General features: G+C 68.2%; 19 protein-coding genes. 14 read left to right on the top strand and 5 right to left on the bottom strand.

Annotation, left to right across the window (positions count from 1 at the left end):
* Positions 1–185 precede the first annotated feature (185 nt).
* Positions 186–1,322, bottom strand: coding sequence for an EAL and HDOD domain-containing protein (locus ACPT9U_RS13915; protein ID WP_418364574.1), 1,137 nt, complete (start codon positions 1,320–1,322; stop codon positions 186–188).
* Between the two features lie 15 nt (positions 1,323–1,337).
* A complete protein-coding gene (locus ACPT9U_RS13910) occupies positions 1,338–2,348 on the bottom strand; it encodes a CDP-6-deoxy-delta-3,4-glucoseen reductase (RefSeq protein ID WP_418364575.1) in 1,011 nt (336 codons plus the stop codon).
* A 21-nt stretch (positions 2,349–2,369) separates the two neighbouring features.
* Here ACPT9U_RS13910 and ACPT9U_RS13905 point away from each other — a divergent pair, with 21 nt between their 5' ends.
* The 5 genes from ACPT9U_RS13905 to mobB are packed head-to-tail and all read left to right on the top strand — an operon-like array spanning position 2,370 to position 7,813.
* Positions 2,370–3,278, top strand: a complete 909-nt coding sequence (locus tag ACPT9U_RS13905) for an NAD-dependent epimerase/dehydratase family protein (RefSeq protein WP_418364576.1) — start codon at positions 2,370–2,372, stop codon at positions 3,276–3,278.
* A gap of 4 nt (positions 3,279–3,282) precedes the next feature.
* Positions 3,283–3,693, top strand: a complete 411-nt coding sequence (locus ACPT9U_RS13900) for a CopD family protein (protein WP_418364577.1) — start codon at positions 3,283–3,285, stop codon at positions 3,691–3,693.
* 59 nt (positions 3,694–3,752) lie between these two features.
* Positions 3,753–5,198, top strand: a complete 1,446-nt coding sequence (locus ACPT9U_RS13895; RefSeq protein ID WP_418364578.1) for a sigma-54-dependent transcriptional regulator — start codon at positions 3,753–3,755, stop codon at positions 5,196–5,198.
* Between the two features lie 42 nt (positions 5,199–5,240).
* The gene (locus ACPT9U_RS13890; protein WP_435751360.1) at positions 5,241–7,316 is read left to right on the top strand and encodes a sensor histidine kinase; all 2,076 of its coding nucleotides are present in this window, start codon (positions 5,241–5,243) and stop codon (positions 7,314–7,316) included.
* Positions 7,313–7,813 (top strand): molybdopterin-guanine dinucleotide biosynthesis protein B, encoded by a 501-nt coding sequence (mobB, locus tag ACPT9U_RS13885; protein WP_435751359.1) that lies wholly within the window; start codon positions 7,313–7,315, stop codon positions 7,811–7,813. Before ACPT9U_RS13890 ends, mobB begins: the two co-directional genes overlap by 4 nt.
* Here the strand turns inward: mobB and ACPT9U_RS13880 are convergent.
* The 3 genes from ACPT9U_RS13880 to ACPT9U_RS13870 all read right to left on the bottom strand — a co-directional run bounded on the left by ACPT9U_RS13880 (position 7,797) and on the right by ACPT9U_RS13870 (position 10,282).
* Positions 7,797–8,729 (bottom strand): substrate-binding domain-containing protein, encoded by a 933-nt coding sequence (locus ACPT9U_RS13880; RefSeq protein WP_435751358.1) that lies wholly within the window; start codon positions 8,727–8,729, stop codon positions 7,797–7,799. The genes mobB and ACPT9U_RS13880 overlap by 17 nt on opposite strands.
* A 16-nt stretch (positions 8,730–8,745) precedes the next feature.
* Positions 8,746–9,387 (bottom strand): molybdenum cofactor guanylyltransferase MobA, encoded by a 642-nt coding sequence (gene mobA / locus ACPT9U_RS13875; protein ID WP_435751357.1) that lies wholly within the window; start codon positions 9,385–9,387, stop codon positions 8,746–8,748.
* A 67-nt stretch (positions 9,388–9,454) separates the two neighbouring features.
* Positions 9,455–10,282 carry a formate dehydrogenase accessory sulfurtransferase FdhD gene (locus ACPT9U_RS13870; protein WP_418364583.1) on the bottom strand — a complete coding sequence of 276 codons (828 nt, stop codon included), beginning with the start codon at positions 10,280–10,282 and terminating at the stop codon, positions 9,455–9,457.
* Positions 10,283–10,434: 152 nt separating this feature from the next.
* On the opposite strand from ACPT9U_RS13870, the gene ACPT9U_RS13865 reads away from it, so the two are divergent.
* The 9 genes from ACPT9U_RS13865 (at position 10,435) to ACPT9U_RS13825 (ending at position 19,561) form a co-directional block, all read left to right on the top strand.
* Entirely contained in the window at positions 10,435–10,902 is a 468-nt protein-coding gene (locus ACPT9U_RS13865; RefSeq protein WP_418364584.1) for a DUF3305 domain-containing protein, read from the top strand.
* Complete coding sequence (locus ACPT9U_RS13860; protein ID WP_435751356.1) at positions 10,899–11,555, top strand: DUF3306 domain-containing protein; 657 nt, start codon at positions 10,899–10,901, stop codon at positions 11,553–11,555. Before ACPT9U_RS13865 ends, ACPT9U_RS13860 begins: the two co-directional genes overlap by 4 nt.
* Before the next feature lie 127 nt (positions 11,556–11,682).
* The gene (locus tag ACPT9U_RS13855; protein ID WP_435751355.1) at positions 11,683–13,791 is read left to right on the top strand and encodes a 4Fe-4S binding protein; all 2,109 of its coding nucleotides are present in this window, start codon (positions 11,683–11,685) and stop codon (positions 13,789–13,791) included.
* A 10-nt stretch (positions 13,792–13,801) separates the two neighbouring features.
* Entirely contained in the window at positions 13,802–14,449 is a 648-nt protein-coding gene (locus ACPT9U_RS13850; RefSeq protein WP_435751354.1) for a TorD/DmsD family molecular chaperone, read from the top strand.
* Between the two features lie 68 nt (positions 14,450–14,517).
* Positions 14,518–14,724: a twin-arginine translocation signal domain-containing protein gene (locus tag ACPT9U_RS13845; protein WP_324525247.1), complete on the top strand. Its 207-nt coding sequence runs from the start codon at positions 14,518–14,520 to the stop codon at positions 14,722–14,724.
* Between the two features lie 13 nt (positions 14,725–14,737).
* The gene (locus tag ACPT9U_RS13840) at positions 14,738–17,650 is read left to right on the top strand and encodes a formate dehydrogenase subunit alpha (protein WP_435751353.1); all 2,913 of its coding nucleotides are present in this window, start codon (positions 14,738–14,740) and stop codon (positions 17,648–17,650) included.
* Positions 17,651–17,668: 18 nt separating this feature from the next.
* Positions 17,669–18,295, top strand: coding sequence for a formate dehydrogenase FDH3 subunit beta (gene fdh3B / locus ACPT9U_RS13835; protein WP_435751352.1), 627 nt, complete (start codon positions 17,669–17,671; stop codon positions 18,293–18,295).
* Entirely contained in the window at positions 18,292–18,528 is a 237-nt protein-coding gene (locus ACPT9U_RS13830; RefSeq protein ID WP_435751351.1) for a hypothetical protein, read from the top strand. Before fdh3B ends, ACPT9U_RS13830 begins: the two co-directional genes overlap by 4 nt.
* A gap of 10 nt (positions 18,529–18,538) precedes the next feature.
* Positions 18,539–19,561 carry a formate dehydrogenase subunit gamma gene (locus ACPT9U_RS13825; protein ID WP_435751350.1) on the top strand — a complete coding sequence of 341 codons (1,023 nt, stop codon included), beginning with the start codon at positions 18,539–18,541 and terminating at the stop codon, positions 19,559–19,561.
* The last annotated feature ends 128 nt before the right edge of the window (positions 19,562–19,689 follow it).

The following is a 19,689-nucleotide window of genomic DNA, read 5'->3' as shown; positions in this document are numbered from 1 at the left end:
CTGGCGCAACCCGCATTCGATCCTCCGCTCCGCATGCATGAAGCATGATAGCGGAAGTTGTCAATTAAGTGCGCTCAAGAGCGCAGCACTACACTAGTGACCGACCACGCGCATTTCCGTGACGAAAGTGGCACTCGACACGAAGTGCCCGCGCCCGCCACCTGATCGCCCGCCACTGCGGGCGATCAGGCGTGCAGGCTGTCGGCGAAGGCCAGGGCCACGAGCTGCGCCCGGTTGATCTGCTCGGGGGACAGATGCAGGTCGTCGACCGCTGCGCTCAGGTTCTTCGCATCGAAGCTCTCGCAGGACTGGGCGAGGCGCAGGAAGGGCGCGAACTCCCCCCGGTCGTACAGCAACGCTTCACTGACGTTCGGTGGCAGGTTCATTTCGTCCAGCAAAGCTTGCATCGAGGTGCCGAGCAGGACGTGCAGCAGGGAGAAGGCGCCGGTGATGAACAGGTTGTCGCGCTCTCCCGCATCGAAGAAGCTCACGCCGATCTCTTCCATGAAGCGACCGCGCGCGATCGCGGTCTGCATCAGCGCGGGGGCACTCGGATCGCGGCTGGCCGTCACCAGCAGCAGCGACAGCCACTTGTTGAGCGCGTCGTAACCCAGGATGCTGACTGCGTGGCGGAAGGACTGGATCTCGCACATCAGGCCGAAGCCGGCGGAGTTGATGTAGCGCAGTAGCTTGTAGGACAGCGCCACGTCCTGTTTCAGCACTGCCTCGATGTCGCGGATCTCCGCGTTGTTGCGTACCAGGTTGAGTAGCCGCACGATCTGCGCATGGCCTGGGGTGAGGCTCTTTGCGGGTGGGTTGCCATGGAGGAAGAACCAGCCGGAGGCACCGTCGTAACCGGCGCCGATCGCCTTGTGGAAGCCTTCGATATCGGGCAGGCCCCAAGCCAGGCTGAGTCCGGGCGAGCCGCCCGGATTGGGTGCGCGGCGCACGTCCATCAGAACGAAGCGCCAGTCGGCGCCGGCAGGCAGCGCCACGCCAGCCTGGAACCAGGTCAGGCACATGCCTACGCCGGTTTCCTGCAGGCGGGCCATCAGCGCCTGTGTTTGCGGGTGGGCGAGGGTCTGCGCGGGGATCTCGATTGCGGTGTTGTCGGGAATCGTCCAATCCATCAACTCGGGTGTTGGCACCAGCCGGCCGAGGCTGAGGAAGACCGGGTGATGCGTCGGCCAGGCATCGCTGAGGGTGGCCAGCGTCTCGACGACCGCTGCGATGTTGGGACCATGAGCGATCAGGCGGTTGGCGGTAATGGCGCGGTTTTTGTTGACGACCGGCTCGCGTGTCAGCAGGGTGGTCTGGCTCATGGGGCGCTCCGGGCGTCAGTTCGTGGGCTGGGCAAACGTGAATGCGTCGGCGAAGAAGGCTTCTTCGGGCAAGCCGCGTTCCGCGCAGAGACTGCTGTGCGCCGCATCGACCATCACAGGCGCGCCGCAAGCATAGACCTCGTGGCCCGACAGGTCGGTGAAATCGTCCAGTACCGCCTGATGCACCAAGCCCTGGCGGCCGTCCCAGACTTCATCGGAGAGCACCGGCACGTAGCGCAGGCCCGGCAGGGCGGCTTCCCAACCGCGTGCGAGCGCATCCATGTACAGGCCGCCCCGGGTACGTGAGCCCCAGTAGAGCGTGATCGGGCGGGTGAGGCCAATGTGGATCGCGTGCTCGACGAGGCCCTTGATCGGGGCGAAGCCGGTCCCGCCCGCGATCATCACGATTGGCCGGTCGGAATCCTCGCGCAGCCAGAAGTTACCGTGCGGGCCTTCGAAGCGCAGGATCTCCTTCTCCTTCATGGATTCGAACACGTGCCCGGTGAAGCGGCCGCCTTCGATGCGACGGATGTGCAGCTCGAGATGGGCCGCATCGTGCGGTGCGTTCGCGATGGAGAAGCTGCGCCGCTGACCGTCTGCGAGCAGGATGTCGATGTATTGTCCGGCACGGAACTGGAACTGCTCACTCGCGGGCAGCTTCAGGTCCACGCGCATCACGTCGTCGGCCAGGCGCTCGAGCTTCTGTACCCGCGCAGGCATCTTCCTGACCGGGATGTCACCGGCACGCGTGACGTTGCGCGCCTGGATGACCAGATCGGTGAGCGGTTTCGCGCAGCAGAACAGCGCGTGGCCTTCGGCGCGCTCGGCAGCGGTCAGCGCGCCCTCGGCGTGGAGGCCGTAGTCGACCCGGCCCTCGAGCACCTTGCCCTTGCAGGCGCCGCAGGCGCCATCGCGGCAACTGTGTGGCAGCATCAGCCCCGCGGCGAGCGCTGCGTCGAGCACGGTTTGGTCGTCGGTGGCGTCGAAGCTGTGATCGCCGGGGCGAAGTGAAATCCGGTGGGTCATGGTGCGTGAGATAATCGGCAAATGAAACGAATTCTTATCGTGGGCAGCGGCGATGTCGCGCAGCGTGCGCTCCCGTGGTTGACGCGGCGTTTTCGCGTGTACGCCCTGGTGCGCCAGCCCGAGGCCGCCGCGGCGCTGCGCACGGCCGGCGCGCTGCCGCTGATCGGCGACCTCGACGACCGTAGCAGCTTGCGTCGGCTCGCGGGTCTGGCTGATGCCATTCTGCATTTTGCCCCCCCGCCCGCGAGCGGCGAGGGAGACCCGCGGACGAAGCGTCTGCTGGCCGCACTCGGAGGTGGCAAAAGTCTACCACAGGGGGTGGTATACATAAGCACGACAGGGGTTTACGGAGACTGTGGCGGTGAGCAGGTCTCCGAGACGCGTCCGCTCCGTGCCACGACGGCGCGTGCGCGGCGTAGGGTCGATGCCGAAGCGCGCCTGCGCCGCTTCGGCCGCCGCTGCGGAGTGCGGGTCGCAATCCTGCGTGCCCCCGGGATCTACGCGGGTGACCGCCTGCCGCTCGAGCGCCTGCGTCGCGGCGATCCGGTGCTGGCTGCCGACGAGGACGTGCATACCAACCACATCCATGCCGAGGATCTCGCCCGCCTCGCCTGTATCGCGCTGCTGCGTGCACCGGCCGGGCGGGTGTACAACGCCAGCGACGACTCCGGCCTCAGGATGGGGGCGTATTTCGATGCCGTGGCTGATGCATTCGGCCTGCCCCGGCCGGAGCGCCTGAGCCGGGACGCGATCGCTTCCCGCCTGTCGCCGCTTACGCTGTCGTTCATGAGCGAATCGCGCCGGCTGGACAATCGGCGCATCAAGCGCGAACTTCGCGTGCGCTTCGCCTATCCGACCATTGCCGACGGCCTGCGAGCCGCACTCGCCGGCCGCGTCGGCGCTTCGACCCATTCACAACCGGAGCCCTGAGCAGATGCTGACCCTGAAGGCCTTGCACATCATTTTCGTCGTGAGCTGGTTCGCCGGCCTGTTCTACCTGCCGCGGTTGTTCGTCAACCACGCCATGGCCGAGGATGCGGCCACCCGTGAGCGCCTTGCGCTGATGGAGATGAAGCTCTACCGGTTCATGACTCCGCTCGGCATCCTCGCGGTCGCGCTCGGGCTGTGGCTGTGGTTCGGCTACGGCTTCTCTGGCGGATGGCTGCATGTGAAGACGCTGCTGGTCGTGTTGCTGATCGCCTACCATCTGTATTGCGGCAGGCTGATGCGCGCCTTCGCCGAGGGGCGCAACCAGCGCAGCCATGTCTGGTATCGCGTGTTCAACGAGATTCCGGTGCTGGTGTTGTTCGTCGTCGTGTTCCTGGTTGTTCTCAAGCCGTTCTGAGCATGCGGGGCATGGGTGATCCGGGCAGCATCGCGCATGGCGGAGGGGGAGTAGGCGAGATGCCGGAGTCGAGACAGGGCAGGCAGGGCACCGAGGGCGGAACGACCGTGGACCTGGCCGAATACAGCTGGCAGGCACACTCGGTGCTTGTCGTCGATGACGAGGAGGGCATGCGCAACTTCCTCGAGCGTACGCTCGTGCGACGCTGCGGCATGGTGCAGTCGGCCGCGGATGCCGAGCATGCGGCGGCGCTGATGGCGCGGTTGCACTTCGACCTGCTCGTCCTCGACATCGCGCTGCCGGGCAAGTCGGGCATCGAATGGCTGCACGAGTTGCGCGAGCATGGCTATACCGGCGACGTGATCCTGGTCACCGCCTTCGCCGACATGGAGACGGCGATCGACGCCCTGCGCGGCGGGGCGTCGGACTTCATCCTCAAGCCCTTCCGCGTCGACCAGATCCTGAATTCCATCAAACGTTGCTTCGAGCGCGCGCGTCTGAGCCGCGAGAACTTCGTGCTGCGGCGCGAGCTGGCTGGCGCCCGCGGTGGGGATGATCCGCTCGGCCTCGTCGGGCACTCGCCGGCCATGGCTCAGCTGCGCGCGATGGTGCGCCGCGTCGGGCAGATGCCGAGCACTGTGCTGCTGCAGGGTGAATCCGGCACCGGCAAGGAAGTCGTGGCGCGCGCCCTGCACCAGAGCAGCCCGCGGGCGCAGCGCCCCTTCGTGCCGCTGAACTGCGCCGCGATCGCCTCCGAGCTGATCGAGAGCGAACTCTTCGGTCACGTCAAGGGTGCATTCACCGGCGCCACCGAGAGCCGCAACGGCCTGTTCTACTACGCCCATGGCGGTACGCTCTTCCTTGATGAGATCAGCGAACTCCCCCTCGCCATGCAGACCCGCCTGTTGCGCGTGCTGGAGGAGCGCCGGCTGCGGCCGGTGGGGTCAGAGCGCGAGGTGCCGGTCGATGTGCGCATCGTCGCCGCCTGTAACCGCGACCTCGCCGCAGAGGTGCAGGCCGGACGCTTCCGTCAGGACCTGTACTACCGGCTTGCGGTGGTGGATATCGTGCTGCCACCCTTGCGTGCACGCGCGGAAGACATCCCGGAGCTGGTCGTGCATTTCATGCAGCAGCTCTCCGGCCAGCTTGGCGTGGCGCCCTTGCCACTCACGCATGAGGTCGTGACCCGGCTCTGTGCCTACGCATGGCCCGGCAACGTGCGTGAATTGCGCAACCATGTCGAGCGTTCGATGATCCTGGGCTGTTTTCCGCCCGAGCCGCTGGGCGTACCCTGCCCACGCCAGGTGCCCGCGCCGGGTGAGCTGGCGCTGACCCTCGCCGAGATCGAGCGCCGCCACATCGAGCGCGTCACCGCGGATTGCGAGGGCAACAAGACCGAGGCGGCGCGCCGGCTGGGGGTGTCGCGCAAGACGCTGGAGCGCAAGTTCGCCGAGTGGGCAGCGGAGGAACCGCCGGCCGCCGTGCCGGCTGGCCGCCGGGCATGAGCGCTGCACGGACAATGCGCAACGTGTCGGGGGGCGGGGCGGATGGGTGGGTTTGAGCGCTTGCGCAGCTCGGTACGCGCCAAGCTGCTGTGCCTGGTGCTCGCCCCACTGATGCTCGGCTTTCCCATCGTCATGGGGCTGATCTGGTATTGGGGCGAGGCGTATTACCACCGCCTGATGGTGTCGCGCGTGGGCAGCGACCTCGCGACGGCGCATGGCTACTTCGAGCGCGTGATCGAAGGTGCCGGACGAGACGTGCAGGCGCTCGCGGCCTCGCAGGCACTCGCCCGGGCGCAGCGCGACCCAGCGGCGCTGCAGGCTCTCCTGGCGGCGAGCAAGGCGCGCCAGGGCCTGGACTTCCTGAACCTGCTCGACGCCTCCGGGCGGGTGCTGGTTTCGTCCTCCGGCCTGTCTTCCATGCCGGAGCGTGGGCAGTGGCCGATGGTGCAGCGGGCGATGCTTGGCGCAGGTGGCAGCGTGATCGAGCGGCTTGCGCCCGAGGCCCTCGCGGCGATCTCACCGCTGCTTGCCGAACGCGCGCGGCTTGCGCTGGTGTCGACCGAGCGTGCCCGTCCCGATCCGCGCGCGGCGGAAACGCGCGGGCTGATCGTGCATGCCGCAGCGCCGGTGCACGATGAAACGGGCGCCCTGGCCGGCGTGCTCGAAGGTGGGGTGCTGCTCAATGGCAATCTCGGCTTCATCGACACGCTCAACGCCATCGTCTATCGCGAAGGAACGCTTCCGCAAGGTAGCGAGGGTACAGCCACGCTGTTCGTGGATGATGTGCGCATCGCCACCAACGTGCGCCTGTTCGAGGGCGCGCGGGCGCTCGGTACGCGTGCTTCGGACGAAGTTCGCACTCATGTGCTCGACCGCGGACAGACCTGGCTGGAGACCGCCTTCGTGGTGAACGACTGGTACGTGTCCGCCTACGAGCCGGTGCTCGACAGCCGCGGCGAGCGCGTGGGCATGCTCTATGTGGGCTTTCTCGAGGCCCCCTTCCGTGCCGCGAAGCAGATGGCGCTGCTGATCGTCGCCGCGCTCTCGCTTGCGGTCTCGATCGTGGGTGCGCTGCTGACGCTGCGTTGGGCACGCAGCATCTTCCGCCCGATCGAGCGCATGCACGCCACCATCGGTCGGATCGACGCGGGCGATGAGCGTGCGCGCGTGAGTGATGTCGCCAGCCGTGACGAGCTGGGGCGTCTGGCCAACGCTTTCGACCATCTGCTCGACGAGCAGGCCGCGCGCCGGGACGAGCTGCAGGCGCTGAACGCATCGCTCGACCGCAAGGTGGCCGAACGCACGGCGGATCTTGCTACGGCCAACGAGGAACTGCGTGCCGCCCAGCATCGCCTGGTGATGAGCGAGAAACTCGCTGCGATCGGCGAACTCACCGCGGGCGTCGCGCACGAGATCAGCAACCCGGCTGCGGTGATCCAGGGCAATCTCGACCTGCTGCGCGAGGAGCTCGGCCCGGCGGCGCAACCGGTGAGCAACGAGATCCGCCTGATCCACGAGCAGGTGGGCCGCATCCGGCTGATCGTGACCAAGCTGCTGCAGTTCGCGCGCCCGGGGGAGTTCGCCGGCTACGTGGAGGACGTGGACGTAAATGCCGCGCTCGCCGACTGCCTGTTGCTGACCCGCCAGCATCTGGCGCGCTCGGAGGTCAGGGTCGTGCAGAACCTTGCGGCGACGGTCAACGTGCAGATCAACCTGCAGGAGCTGCAGCAGGTGCTGATCAACCTGATCGTCAATGCGGTGCAGGCCATGCCGGACGGCGGGACGCTGACCCTGTCCACGGTCGACCGCGATGCGGATGCCGATGCACGCGGCGCTCTCATCCGGGTGCGCGACACCGGCAGTGGCATCCGTGCCGAGGACATGGCGCGCATCTTCGACCCCTTCTTCACCACCAAGAAGCGCCAGGGCACCGGCCTGGGGCTCTCCATCAGCCACACCCTGGTGGAGCGCTACGGCGGCCGTATCGAGGTCGACAGCCGGCCCGGCGAGGGAACGTGCTTCACGGTGAGCTTGCTCGCCGAGCCGGAATATCGTATTGAAGCCGGCCTCGCCGACGCTCGTGTAAACACGGCGCATACGAAAACGGATGCAACATGAAAGTCATCGGCTTCGCCGGCTGGTCCGGCAGCGGCAAGACGACCCTGGTCGAGCAGGTCATCGGCGTGTTGAGCGCGCGCGGACTCGCGGTATCCCTGGTCAAGCACGCGCACCACAGCTTCGACATCGATCACGCGGGCAAGGACTCCTGGCGCCACCGTCAGGCCGGTTGCCGCGAGGTCATGGTCAGTTCCGGGCAGCGCTGGTCGCTGACGCGGGAACTTCGCGGCGCCCCCGAAGCGACGCTGGATGAGCTGCTCGCCCATCTGGGGCCGTGTGATCTCGTGCTGGTCGAGGGTTTCAAGCGCGCGCGGATCCCGAAGATCGAGGTGCGTCGTACGGTCATCGCGGCGCCTTTGCTGCACCTGAACGACCCGGACATCGTTGCGGTGGCGACCGACGCGCCGCTCGACACCGCGCTGCCTCAGCTCGACATCAACGATCCGCATGCGGTGGCGGACTTCATCGCCGCCCGGGTGTTCAGTCCAGTCCGATGACCTGGCCCAGCGGGGTGAGGTCGTAGCCTCCGAGCCGACCTGCCAGCGCGCGAGCAGCCGGGCCGCCGAAGGCGGAGAGCAGGTTCTGGAACAGGTGGCGGAACACCACCTCGCGCGGCAGCGCCAGATCGAAGGCCTCCCAGCCGAGGGGAAGGAAGCCCAGGCCGAACTCGGCCGCCGCGCCGCGGGTGCCGGGTGCGCAGTCGGCGTCCTCGCGCGCGACCAGCGCTGCAGCTTCGCGCTCGGTGTGGGCGGTGGCGACCGCGCTGCAGTCCGCCACAGAAAACCCGCGACTGGCGAGCGCCGACTCGAGGAAGTGTGCAGAGCCGGCGCCGGTCTGGCGCATCGCCCAGCGGTAGTCGAAGGCGGCCAATGTGCCGATGCCGTCCACCGCCAGTCCGCGGCGCAGGATCACGCCTTGCTCCCGCAGCGCCAGGCGCACCAGCGCCCACTGGCGATGGGGGGCGAAGCGGCGTAGCAGCGTGGCGTGCTGCTGGGCACTGTGCTCCACCCCGCCCCAGTGCAGTGCGCAGACGCTGGCGCGCCGGCGGGCCAGCAACTCGAGCCCGGCCAGGGTGCCGGTCGGGCTGTAGGCGATGAAGGCATCGCTGCCGAGCGCAGGTGCGAGCGCGGCCACGGTGGCCGAAAGCAGCGGGTCGTCGCTGCCGGTGATCAGCAGCCGGTCGGTGAGCGCGCCGCCGTGGGCCTGCTCGAGCAGCCACTCTTCCAGCATCGCGCGCGGGAACAGCCACTTGCCGCCCACCCGTGCTGCAGGGATCTCGCGGCTGTTGGCCAGCGCGTAGAGCTTCTTCTCGTTCAGGTGCAGGAAAGCCGCGGCCTCACGCGCGGTGAGGCACGGGCTCTGCAGCGCCCCGGTGTCGGGCAGCGTAGGGGTGGAAAGCGGGGCCTTGCTCATCGCGGGGGGCGCATGCTCAGCTGTCCGGCGTGTGCAACGCGCCCGCTGCCGCCTCGAGTTCGGCGCGGGTGTTGATGTTGCGGAAGGCCGCTTCCTCGTCGTCGAAGGGCACCTCGACGATGTTCAGGCTGCCGTACCAGCGGTCGATCTTGCGCCCGCCAGAGGCGAGGAAGGCACCGAGGTGTCCGGCGAGGTCCCGCCTGCACAGGCAGAACACAGGATGCGGCTGGTCGAAGGTCTTCGCCACCGCGAGCTGGGCGCCGGCGGCGTGCAGGGCTGTGGCGAGGCGCTCGACCAGATCCGCGGGCAGGAAGGGCGAGTCGCAGGGCGCCGTGACCACGAAGGGATGGTGTGCGCGCATCAGTGCCGCATGCAGCCCGGCGAGCGGGCCGGCGAAGCCGTCGATGTCGTCCCCGAACACGGGGTAGCCGAAGGCCTGCCAGGCGACAGGGTTCTGATTGGCGTTGATGATCAGCTCGTCGATCTGGGGTGCCAGGCGCTCGAGCGCATGCGCAGCCATCGGCCGTCCGGCGAGCTCGACCAGGCCCTTGTCGACGCCGCCCATGCGGCTGCCCTGGCCGCCGGCGAGCAGCACGCCGGTGATGCGGCGGTCGGCGGGGGATGGGTTGGAAGAATGGGAATGCGTGGCGTCGTTCATGGCTGGCAGTGTGTCGTGATCAGGTCTTCCCCTTCGCCCGTGCAGGCAAAGGGCCGCGAGGCCGGCTTCAGTTGCGCTCGAAACGGTCCTCGCCGGTGAACAGCAGGTAGTGCTTGCCCTGGGCGCGGCCGATCATGGTGAGGCCGATCCGGGTTGCGATCTGCCAGCCCATGTGCGTGAGGCCGGAGCGCGAGACCAGGAAGGGGATGCCCATCTGGGCGGTCTTGATCACCATCTCCGAGGTCAGGCGGCCGGTGGTGTAGAAGATCTTGTCGGCGCCGTCCAGGCCGTCCAGCCACATCTGGCCCGCGATCGCATCGACTGCATTGTGCCGGCCGACGTCCTCGAAGAACATCAGGATGCTGCAGCCCTCCGGCGTGGCCTGCGCGAGTGCGCAGCCATGCACTGCACCGGCCTGCTTGTAGATCGATTCGTGATGGCGCACCGCGTCCATCAGGGCGTACAGCGTAGACTGCTTGAGCTGGCGGTCGTGGGGCAGGCGGATCTGGTCGATCTCGTCCATCAGGCCGCCGAACACCGTGCCTTGGCCGCAACCCGTGGTGACGGTTCGGCTGCCGAGTCTGCGGTCGGCATCCTCCAGTCCGTTGTGCGTGGTCACCGCGACCGCCTCCACGTCCCAATCCACCTGTACAGCGGCGATCTCGTCCAGGCTGCGCACCAGGCGCTGGTTACGTAGCCAGCCAATGGTCAGCGCCTCGGGCGCTGCGCCCAGCGTCATCAGGGTGACGATCTCGCGTTTGTCGACATAGAGCGTCAGGGGGTGTTCGCCTGCGATCGGGGTCGGCACGATCGCGCCGAGCTCGTTGACGGCCGGGATCTCGATGGTCAGCGGACGGCTGGCCTGGCTCAGCTGCGGGCGGCGGGGAGGGGGCATCACTGCAACTCGGATAAGCGAACCCGCCCGATTGTAGCCGCAAGCCCGGTCTCCCATGGCCCTCCCGCGGCTGGGGTTTCCCACGGTCGCGCGCTGGCAGGCCGGCACGTATGCTGTAGACCACATAGGTTCGAACCGTACGGGACGGCACGATGAAAAAATTTCCGATTGCAGTGATCATGGAGCGTCGCCGCCTGAACAATCCCTGGGTCGACGCCGCCTGGGAGGCGGTCGGTGTGGTGCCCGCCTTCGACGATGCCGATCCCGCGCCCTCCAGGATCGTCGACGAGGCCGATCGTTGCCAGTGGCGCTTCGGCGCGCTCGCGCTGGAGCTGTTTCGGGACGAGGCGGAGAACTACTTCGCCAACATCACAGCGCCCATTCCCAAGGTCTTCATCCAGTGGCGCATGGAGGAAGACCTCGCGCGCCCGACCGCGGTGACGGTGAGCTACGGTGAGGCGGCGCGCTGGCTGGATTCGGGCGAACAGGTCGATGGGGTGGCGATGCCGCGCGAGATCGCTGACTGGGCAGGGGACTTCGTCAATACGCACTACAAGCCCGAGCCAAAGAAGAAGGTCAAGCGCAATGATCCGCTCGGGCTGGACCGGAGGCGAACGTGAGCGGCAGTTTCCTCTCGCGCTGGTCACGGCGCAAGCTCGCCGCGAGCTTGCAGCGCGCACCGGGCCCGGCCCCCGAACTCGAGGCTGCACCCGCATCTGTGACGGTGGAGAGCGATAGCGTCCTGTCCGGCACACAGGAGGTGCCCGCTGCGGCGCGGGCTGGGGGCGACGACGGCGCACACGCTGCCGCCGGTGCCGAGGCGCCCCTGCCGCCCGTGGAGAGCCTGTCACTGTCCTCTGACTTCAGCGTCTTCCTCAAGCAGGAGGTGGGCGAGGCCCTGCGCCGCAAGGCGCTGCACAAGCTTTTTTCCGATCCACACTTCAACCGTATGGACGGGCTGGACATCTACATCGACGACTATTCACAACCGGATCCAATCCCGTCCGAGGCGCTGGCCAAGCTGCGCCACGCGCGTGAATGGCTCATGGCGAACGAGGCCGAAAACGATGCGCCCTCGCAGGCGAGCGTGGCGCAAGGCCCTGACGATTCGGCCACTCACGCGGACGCGGCTGCACCCGCTGAGGAGACCGCGGGGGCGGAAGGCCGCGCAGTGGAGGCGGGTGGACGACAGGAGGGCGCAGAGGCGGAGGGGGGCGCAGAGGAGGGTGCGCTGGATCAAACAGGGCGGGCTCCGCGACAAATCGCACCCTGAGCGACAGTTTGTCGCTTTTTTCCAGGGCGATCGGATTTGCTGCGGTATTTTCCGGTGTTGCGAGGCGTCTGCTCCGTTCGCTCCTGGCCTATGAACTGCTTTGCTTAGGCGATAGAAGGAACTGAACATGCCCGACCGCCACGACACGACTGCCCGCGTTCATCTCTGCGACTGCAACCGAAGCTTCACGCTCGACCCCGGGCGGTTGGCCGACGCTGCAGGCGCAGCGGTGCATTGCCATCGGTCCTTGTGCGGCAGCGAACTGCCGGTGCTCGAGGCGTCCCTCGGCGGCGCCCGCACGGTGCATGTCGGCTGTACGCAAGAGGCTGCGCTGTTCGCCGAGCTTGCAGAGGAATCCGGCGCCGGCGAGCGCATCCGCTTCTTCAACTTGCGCGAAAACGCCGGCTGGTCGGCCGAATCCGCCGCTGCGACGCCCAAGCTCGCCGCGCTGATCGCCGCCGCGACCACGCTGGCCGATCCTGAGCCGGTGGCGGCGGTGCAGATGTCGGCCGGGCGCAGCCTGCTGATCATCGGTGAGGCGGGGGCGGCGCTGGGCTGGGCGGAGCGCCTGGCGGGCAGCTTCGAGCCGGCTGTGCTGATCACTGCGCGCACGAAGGATGCCGAGCTGCCGGCGGTCAACACGTATCCGGTGTGGACGGGCAGGCCGGTGGCGCTTTCCGGTCATTTGGGCGCCTTCGCGCTGGAATGGACGCAGGACAACCCGATCGACCTCGAGCTGTGCGTGCGCTGCAACGCCTGCGTGAAGGCCTGTCCCGAGGGCGCGATCGGCTGGGATCTGCAGGTCGACGCCGACGCTTGTCGCAGCCACCGCGCCTGCGTCGCCGCCTGTGGTGAGATCGGCGCGATCGACTTCGCGCGCGTCGACACCGCACGCCGCGAGCGCTTCGACCTCGTGCTCGACCTCTCGGTAGAGCCGCTGCTGCGCCGCGTCGAGCTGCCCGACGGCTACGCCGCCCCGGGACGCGACCCCTTCGAGCAGGCGCTCGCGGTGCAGGCGCTGGGGGAGTTCGTGGGCGAGTTCGAGAAGCCGCGCTACGTCGCCTTCGAGGCCGGCCTGTGCGCCCACAGCCGGGCGAAGAAGACCGGCTGCACGAACTGCATCGAAGCCTGCTCCACCGAAGCGATCCGCAGCCAGGGCGACGTGATCGCGGTCGACCCCTGGCTCTGCAAGGGCTGCGGCACCTGCAGCACGGTGTGCCCCTCGGGCGCGCTCTCCTTCCAGTATCCGCGCGTGCCCGAGCTCGGCCAGCGCGTGAAGACGCTGCTCGCCGAGTACGCGCGCGCCGGCGGCAGCGACGCCTGCCTGCTGTTCCACTCCGCCGAGGCCGGCACCGCGGCCATCGCGCGCCTGGCCCGCCGCGGCCGCGGCCTGCCGGCGCGGGTGATCCCGATCGAGGTGTGGAGCGTTGACGCGGTTGGGCTGGACCTGATGCTCGGCAGCCTCGCGCTCGGCGCCTGTCAGGTGGCGGTGCTCGCCGCCGGCAGCCACGACGCCGCGCCGCTGCAGGCGCAGGCAGGGCACGGGCAGACCATTCTTACTGCGCTCGGCTACCGCGGAGAACACCTGCGCGTGATCGAGGCCGACGCCGACGACTGGCAGGTGCTCGAGGCAGCGCTCTACGGCTGGGTGCCCGCCACCGGTGTCGCCGAGCCCGCGCGCTTCCAGTTGCTGCTGAAGAAACGCGAGACGCTGGATTTCGCGCTGCGCCACTTGGTCGCGCAGGCTCCGGCGGCACACACGCCCGCCGGCCTGCCCGCGGCGATCGCGCTCAAGGCTGGCGCGCCCTTCGGCCAGGTGGTCGTGTCCGATGCCTGTACGCTGTGCATGTCCTGTACGGGTGCCTGCCCGGCCGGCGCGCTGCGCGCGGCGAGCGACGCCTATCGCCTCGAGTTCGTCGAGAAGAACTGCCTGCAGTGCGGCCTGTGCGAGGCCTCCTGTCCGGAGTCCGCGATCACGCTGGCGCCGCGCCTGCTGCTCGGTGAGGACGCACGCAAGGCCCGCGCCCTGCGCGAGGCCGACATCTTCCACTGCACCGCCTGCGGCAAGGCCATGGGCGCCGCGCCGCTGATCGAATCCATGATCGCCCGCCTTTCCGGACACTCGATGTTCGCCGGCGAGGCCGAGCGCGCGCGCCTGCGCATGTGCGCCGACTGCCGGGTGATCGACATGATGAAGGCCGGGCCGGCCGTGAAGGCCTGGGACCTCACTGAATGAACGACTCCGAATGAACGACACCGCGACCTCCACATTTGCCCTCCAGCCGCAGCCGACCTGGTCGGACGAGGACCGCGCGCGTGCCGAGCACTACGCGCTGCTCGCCCGCCTGTTCCACGCCCCGCCCGATGCCGCGCTGCTGGTCGCACTCACGCAGACCGGGCGCATGCTCGGCGGCGAAGGCGGCGAGTTGCCGCGCGCCTGGGCCGCCCTCGGCACCGCGGCGCAAGCGATGCCGGCGCAGGCGGTGGCCGATGAGTTCGATGCACTCTTCGTGGCCGTCGGCAAGCCCGAGGTCATGTGCAATGGCTCCTGGTACCTCACCGGCTTCCTGCAGGAAGAGCCGCTCGCCGAACTGCGCGACGAACTCGCCGAACTCGGCCTGGGCCGTCGGGCGGGCGTCACCGAGACCGAGGACCACATCGCCGCGCTTGCCGAGGTCATGCGCCACCTGGTGCTGACCGGGCCGGACGCCGCGGGGCTGGAACGCCAGCGGCGCTTCTTCGGCCGCCATCTCGCACCCTGGTATGCGCAGTTCGCCGGTGCGCTGGCGGCGGCGCCGGGGGCGGATTTCTACGCGAAGGTCGGCGGCCTGCTGGCGGCCTTCATGGACATCGAGCGCGAGGCGTTCGACATGCTGGAGGCGGAAGCGCGCTGAGCGCGGCTGCCATGGAAACGAGGCCGGGCCGGCACGAGCCGCTCCGGCGCATAGAGGGGAGAGCGAGGATGAAGGACGAAAACACCAAGCTGTCGCGCCGCAACTTCCTGGCCGCGATCGGTGCCGGCGGTGCAGCGGGCGCCGCCGCGCTGGCGGCGACCGCCGCGCAAGCCACGCCGGTCACCGCCCAGGTGGTGGAGGACGCGCGCCGCGAGGCCGCCGACCAGGGCGTGAGCGAGCACATGCGCAATTACTACCGCACGACGCGGATCTGAGGAGGACGCGAGGATGTTGACGAAGAAATCCGCGACCGCCGCCACTGGCGCGCGTCGCCTGCGCGGCGCCGCCGCGCGCCAGCTCGGCCAGACCATGGACCGCCGCGCCTTCCTCAAGCGCTCGGGCCTGGGTGTGGGTGCGGGCGCGCTCGCCACCCAGCTGCCCTACAACTTCATCGGCGCCGCCGAGGCCGCCGCGCCCGCGGGCGTGTCGCGCGCCGAGGGCAAGGCCGAAGTGCGCCGCACAGTGTGCACCCACTGTTCGGTCGGCTGTGCCAGCGACGCCATCGTGCGCAACGGCGTGTGGGTGCACCAGGAGCCGGTATTCGACTCGCCGATCAACCTCGGCGCGCACTGCGCCAAGGGCGCGGCCCTGCGCGAGCACGGCCACGGCGAATACCGCCTGAAGTACCCGATGAAGCTGGTCGATGGCAAATACCAGAAGATCTCGTGGGAACAGGCGCTGAACGAGGTCGGCGACCGCCTGCTGAAGATCCGCGAGGAGTCCGGCCCCGACGCGGTGTACTTCATCGGCTCCTCCAAGCACAACAACGAGCAGTCCTACCTGCTGCGCAAGTTCGTCTCCTTCTGGGGCACCAACAACTGCGACCACCAGGCGCGCATCTGCCACTCCACCACCGTGGCGGGCGTGGCGAATACCTGGGGGTACGGCGCGATGACGAACTCCTACAACGACATGCAGAACGCCAAGGCGATGCTGTTCATCGGCTCGAACGCGGCCGAGGCGCACCCGGTGTCGCTGCTGCACATCCTGCACGCCAAGGAAAACGGCGCGAAGATGATCGTGGTCGATCCGCGCTTCACCCGCACCGCAGCCAAGGCCCACCAGTACATCCGCATCCGCTCGGGCACCGACGTGCCCTTCCTGTTCGGCCTGCTGTACCACATCTTCCAGAATGGCTGGGAAGACAAGCAGTACATCGACGACCGCGTCTTCGGCATGGACAAGATCCGCGAGGAGGTGCTCGCCAAATGGACGCCGGACAAGGTGGAGGAAGCCTGCGGCGTGCCCGAGGACCAGATGCTGCTGGCCGCGCGTACCATGGCCGAGAACCGACCCTCCACCATCGTCTGGTGCATGGGCCAGACCCAGCACTCGATCGGCAACGCGATGGTGCGCGCATCCTGCATCCTTCAGCTCGCGCTCGGCAACATCGGCAAGTCGGGTGGCGGCGCCAACATCTTCCGTGGCCACGACAACGTGCAGGGCGCGACCGACATCGGCCCCAACCCGGATTCGCTGCCCGGCTACTACGGCCTCGCGACCGGCTCGTGGAAGCACTGGTGCGGCGTGTGGGGCGTGGATTACGAGTGGGTCAAGGGCCGCTACGTCTCGCAGGAGCTGATGGAGAAGTCCGGCATCACCGTGTCGCGCTGGATCGACGGCGTGCTCGAGAACAAGGAGCTCATCGACCAGCCCGCCGGCAACCTGCGCGCGGTGGTGTACTGGGGCCACGCGCCCAATTCGCAGACGCGCGGTGCCGAGATGGTCGAGGCGATGAAGGCGCTCGACACCCTGGTGGTGATCGACCCCTACCCGTCGGCCACCGCGGCGATGGCAGCGATGGTGCGAAAGGAGGGCGTTTATCTGCTGCCCGCCTGCACGCAGTTCGAGACCACCGGCTCGGCCACCGCGTCGAACCGCTCGATCCAGTGGCGCGAGAAGGTCATCGAGCCGCTCTTCGAGTCCAAGCCCGACCACACCATCATGTACGCCTTCGCCAAGAAGTTCGGCTGGGCCGACGAGTTCGTCAAGAACATCAAGCTCGGGAAGGACGCCCAGGGCTGGGACGAGCCGAGCATGGAGGACACGCTGCGCGAGATCAACCGCGGCACCTGGACCATCGGCTACACCGGTCAGTCGCCCGAGCGCCTCAAGCTGCACATGAAGAACATGCACACCTTCGACGTGAAGACGCTGAAGGCGGTGGGCGGCCCCTGCGACGGCGAATACTTCGGGCTGCCGTGGCCGTGCTACGGCACGCCCGAGATGAAGCACCCGGGCACGCCCAACCTCTACGACACCTCGAAGCACGTCATGGACGGCGGCGGCAACTTCCGCGCCAACTTCGGCGTCGAGAAGGACGGCGTGTCGCTGCTCGCAGGCGAGGGTTCGGCCTCCAAGGGCGCCGACCTGCAGATGGGCTACCCCGAGTTCGATCATGTGCTGCTGAAGAAGCTGGGCTGGTGGGACGAGCTCACCGAGGCCGAGAAGGCCGCGGCCGAGGGCAAGAACTGGAAGACCGACGTCTCCGGCGGCATCCAGCGCGTGGTGATGAAGAACCACGGCTGCCACCCCTTCGGCAACGCGAAGGCGCGCGCCGTGGTGTGGAACTTCCCCGATCCGATCCCGCAGCACCGCGAACCGATCTACTCGCCGCGCCCGGACATGGTCGCCAAGTACCCGACGCATGACGACAAGATGAAGTTCTGGCGCCTGCCCACCCTGTACAAGTCGATGCAGGAGAAGGTGAAGGACATCTCCAGGGACTACCCGCTGGTGATGACCTCCGGCCGCCTGGTCGAGTACGAGGGCGGCGGGGAGGAAACCCGCTCCAACCCCTGGCTGGCAGAGCTGCAGCAGGAGATGTTCGCCGAGGTGAATCCGAAGGACGCCAACGACGCGGGCTTCCGCAATGGCGAGTACATCTGGGTCGAATCCCCGACCAAGGCTCGCCTCAAGGTGCGCGCCCAGGTCACCCAGCGCGTGGCGCCGGGCACGGTCTTCCTGCCCTTCCACTTCTCCGGCTGGTGGCAGGGCAAGGACATGCTCGAGTGGTACCCGGAAGGCGCGGCGCCGGTCGTGCGTGGCGAGGCGGTCAACACCGCCACCACCTACGGCTACGACTCGGTGACCATGATGCAGGAAACCAAGACCACCCTGTGCCGCGTGAGCAAGGCCTGAGGGCGAGGAGAATAAATAATGGGACGCATGAAATTCCTCTGTGACGCCGAGCGCTGCATCGAATGCAACGGCTGCGTCACCGCGTGCAAGAACGAGCACGAGGTGCCCTGGGGCGTGAACCGCCGCCGGGTGGTGACGATGAACGACGGCGTGCCGGGCGAGCGCTCGATCTCGGTGGCGTGCATGCACTGCTCGGACGCGCCCTGCATGGCGGTGTGCCCGACCGACTGCTTCTACAAGACCGAAGACGGCGTGGTGCTGCACGACAAGGACAAGTGCATCGGCTGCGGCTACTGCTTCTATGCCTGTCCGTTCGGCGCGCCGCAGTTCCCCAACGGCCCGGCGGCCTTCGGCGCGCGCGGCAAGATGGACAAATGCACCTTCTGTGCCGGCGGCCCGGAAGAGACCAACTCGGCGGCCGAGTACGAGAAGTACGGCTCCAACCGCCTCGCCCAGGGCAAGCTGCCGCTGTGCGCCGAGATGTGCTCGACCAAGGCGCTGATCGCCGGCGACGCCGACGTGGTGGCCAACATCTTCCGCGAGCGCGTGCTGCGCCGCGGTGGCGGCGCCGAGGTGTGGGGCTGGGATGCCGCCTACGGCGGCGGCCAGCAGAAGCAGGAACGCAAGCGGGAGGGCCAGTCATGAGCGCGCGCAAACTGAAGTCGATCTCGCTCGCGGCGCTCGCCGGCGTCGCGCTGCTCGGTCTGTCGGCGTGCAGCGAGGTGCCGCAGGTCACCGTGTACGAGCAAGGCCAGTACCGCGGCAAGACCGACGCCCGTCCCTGGGACGGCGGCGAGTTCAAGGGCGACCGTGCGGCCTGGGAGAAGGCGCTCAAGGAGCGCGCCCGCGGCCAGAACGAGTACAACCGCATCCAGTGAGGAGAGCGCCATGACGACACCATCGATGCGGGTGCGACACGGCGGCTGGCTGGCCGTGCTGTTGCTCGCGCTCATGCTGTGGGCGACGGCGCTGCCGTTGCGCGCGGCCGAACCGCCGCCCGGCAGCAGCGCCGCGGACCAGGCCCAGCGCCAGGTCGAGCGGCCGCTCAACAACGCACCGGTGTGGCGCGCGGTGCGCTCCGGCGAGGAGCACTTCACCACCGTGCGCGGCCCCGAGGCCGGCGTGCTGATCCAGAGCGAAGGCAACACCTGGCGCCAGCTGCGCAACGGCCCGGTCACGCTGTACGGCGGCTGGCTCCTCATCCTCGTGCCTTCGGCCATCCTGCTGTTCTGGCTGGTCAAGGGCACGCTGAAGCTGCATGGGCAGAAGACCGGGCGCAAGATGCTGCGCTTCTCGGGCTTCGAGCGTTTCGTGCACTGGGGCACGGCGATCAGCTTCCTGCTGCTTGCCATCACCGGGCTGGCAATCCTGTTCGGCAAGCACGTACTGTTGCCGCTCATCGGCCACGGTGGGCTGGGCTTGCTGCTCAACGCCGGCAAGCTTGTGCACAACTACGTGGGCCCGCTGTTCGGGATCTTCGTGCTGCTGATGTTCTTCGCCTTCCTGCGCGACAACGTCTGGCGACCGATCGACGCGGTGTGGATCCGCCGTGCCGGCGGTCTGCTCGACGGCAGCCACGTCCCCTCCGGGCGCTTCAACTTCGGCGAGAAGACCTGGTTCTGGTTCGGCGTCACCATCCTTGGCTTCACCGTGGCAGTGTCCGGGCTGATCATGGACTTCCCGAACCTGGGCGACTGGACGCGGGCTGACATGCAGACCGCGAACATCGTGCATGCCGTTGGTGCAATCCTGATGCTGGGCTTGGCCTTCGGCCACATCTACATGGGCACGCTGGGCGCGGAAGGCGCCTACGAGTCGATGAAGACCGGCTACGTCGACGAGACCTGGGCGCGCGAGCACCATGAGCAGTGGTATCACGACATCAAGGCGGGCAAGTCCGGGCACCCCTGAACGCCGGTTTTCTCTCCCCGCCCGGGCGACGCCTCCCTGCAGCCCGGGCCATTCGGCCCCGCGTGGCATGTGCTGCGTGGGGCCCCGTTTTGCGCGTTTCTCGCTGCCCGTGCCCGTGTCATGCGCGT

Source organism: Thauera sp. AutoDN2, from assembly GCF_051280715.1.
Classification (GTDB): Bacteria; Pseudomonadota; Gammaproteobacteria; order Burkholderiales; family Rhodocyclaceae; genus Thauera.
The sequence above is the reverse complement of the archived record's forward strand: the minus strand, read 5'-3'. Positions and strand labels throughout refer to the sequence as shown.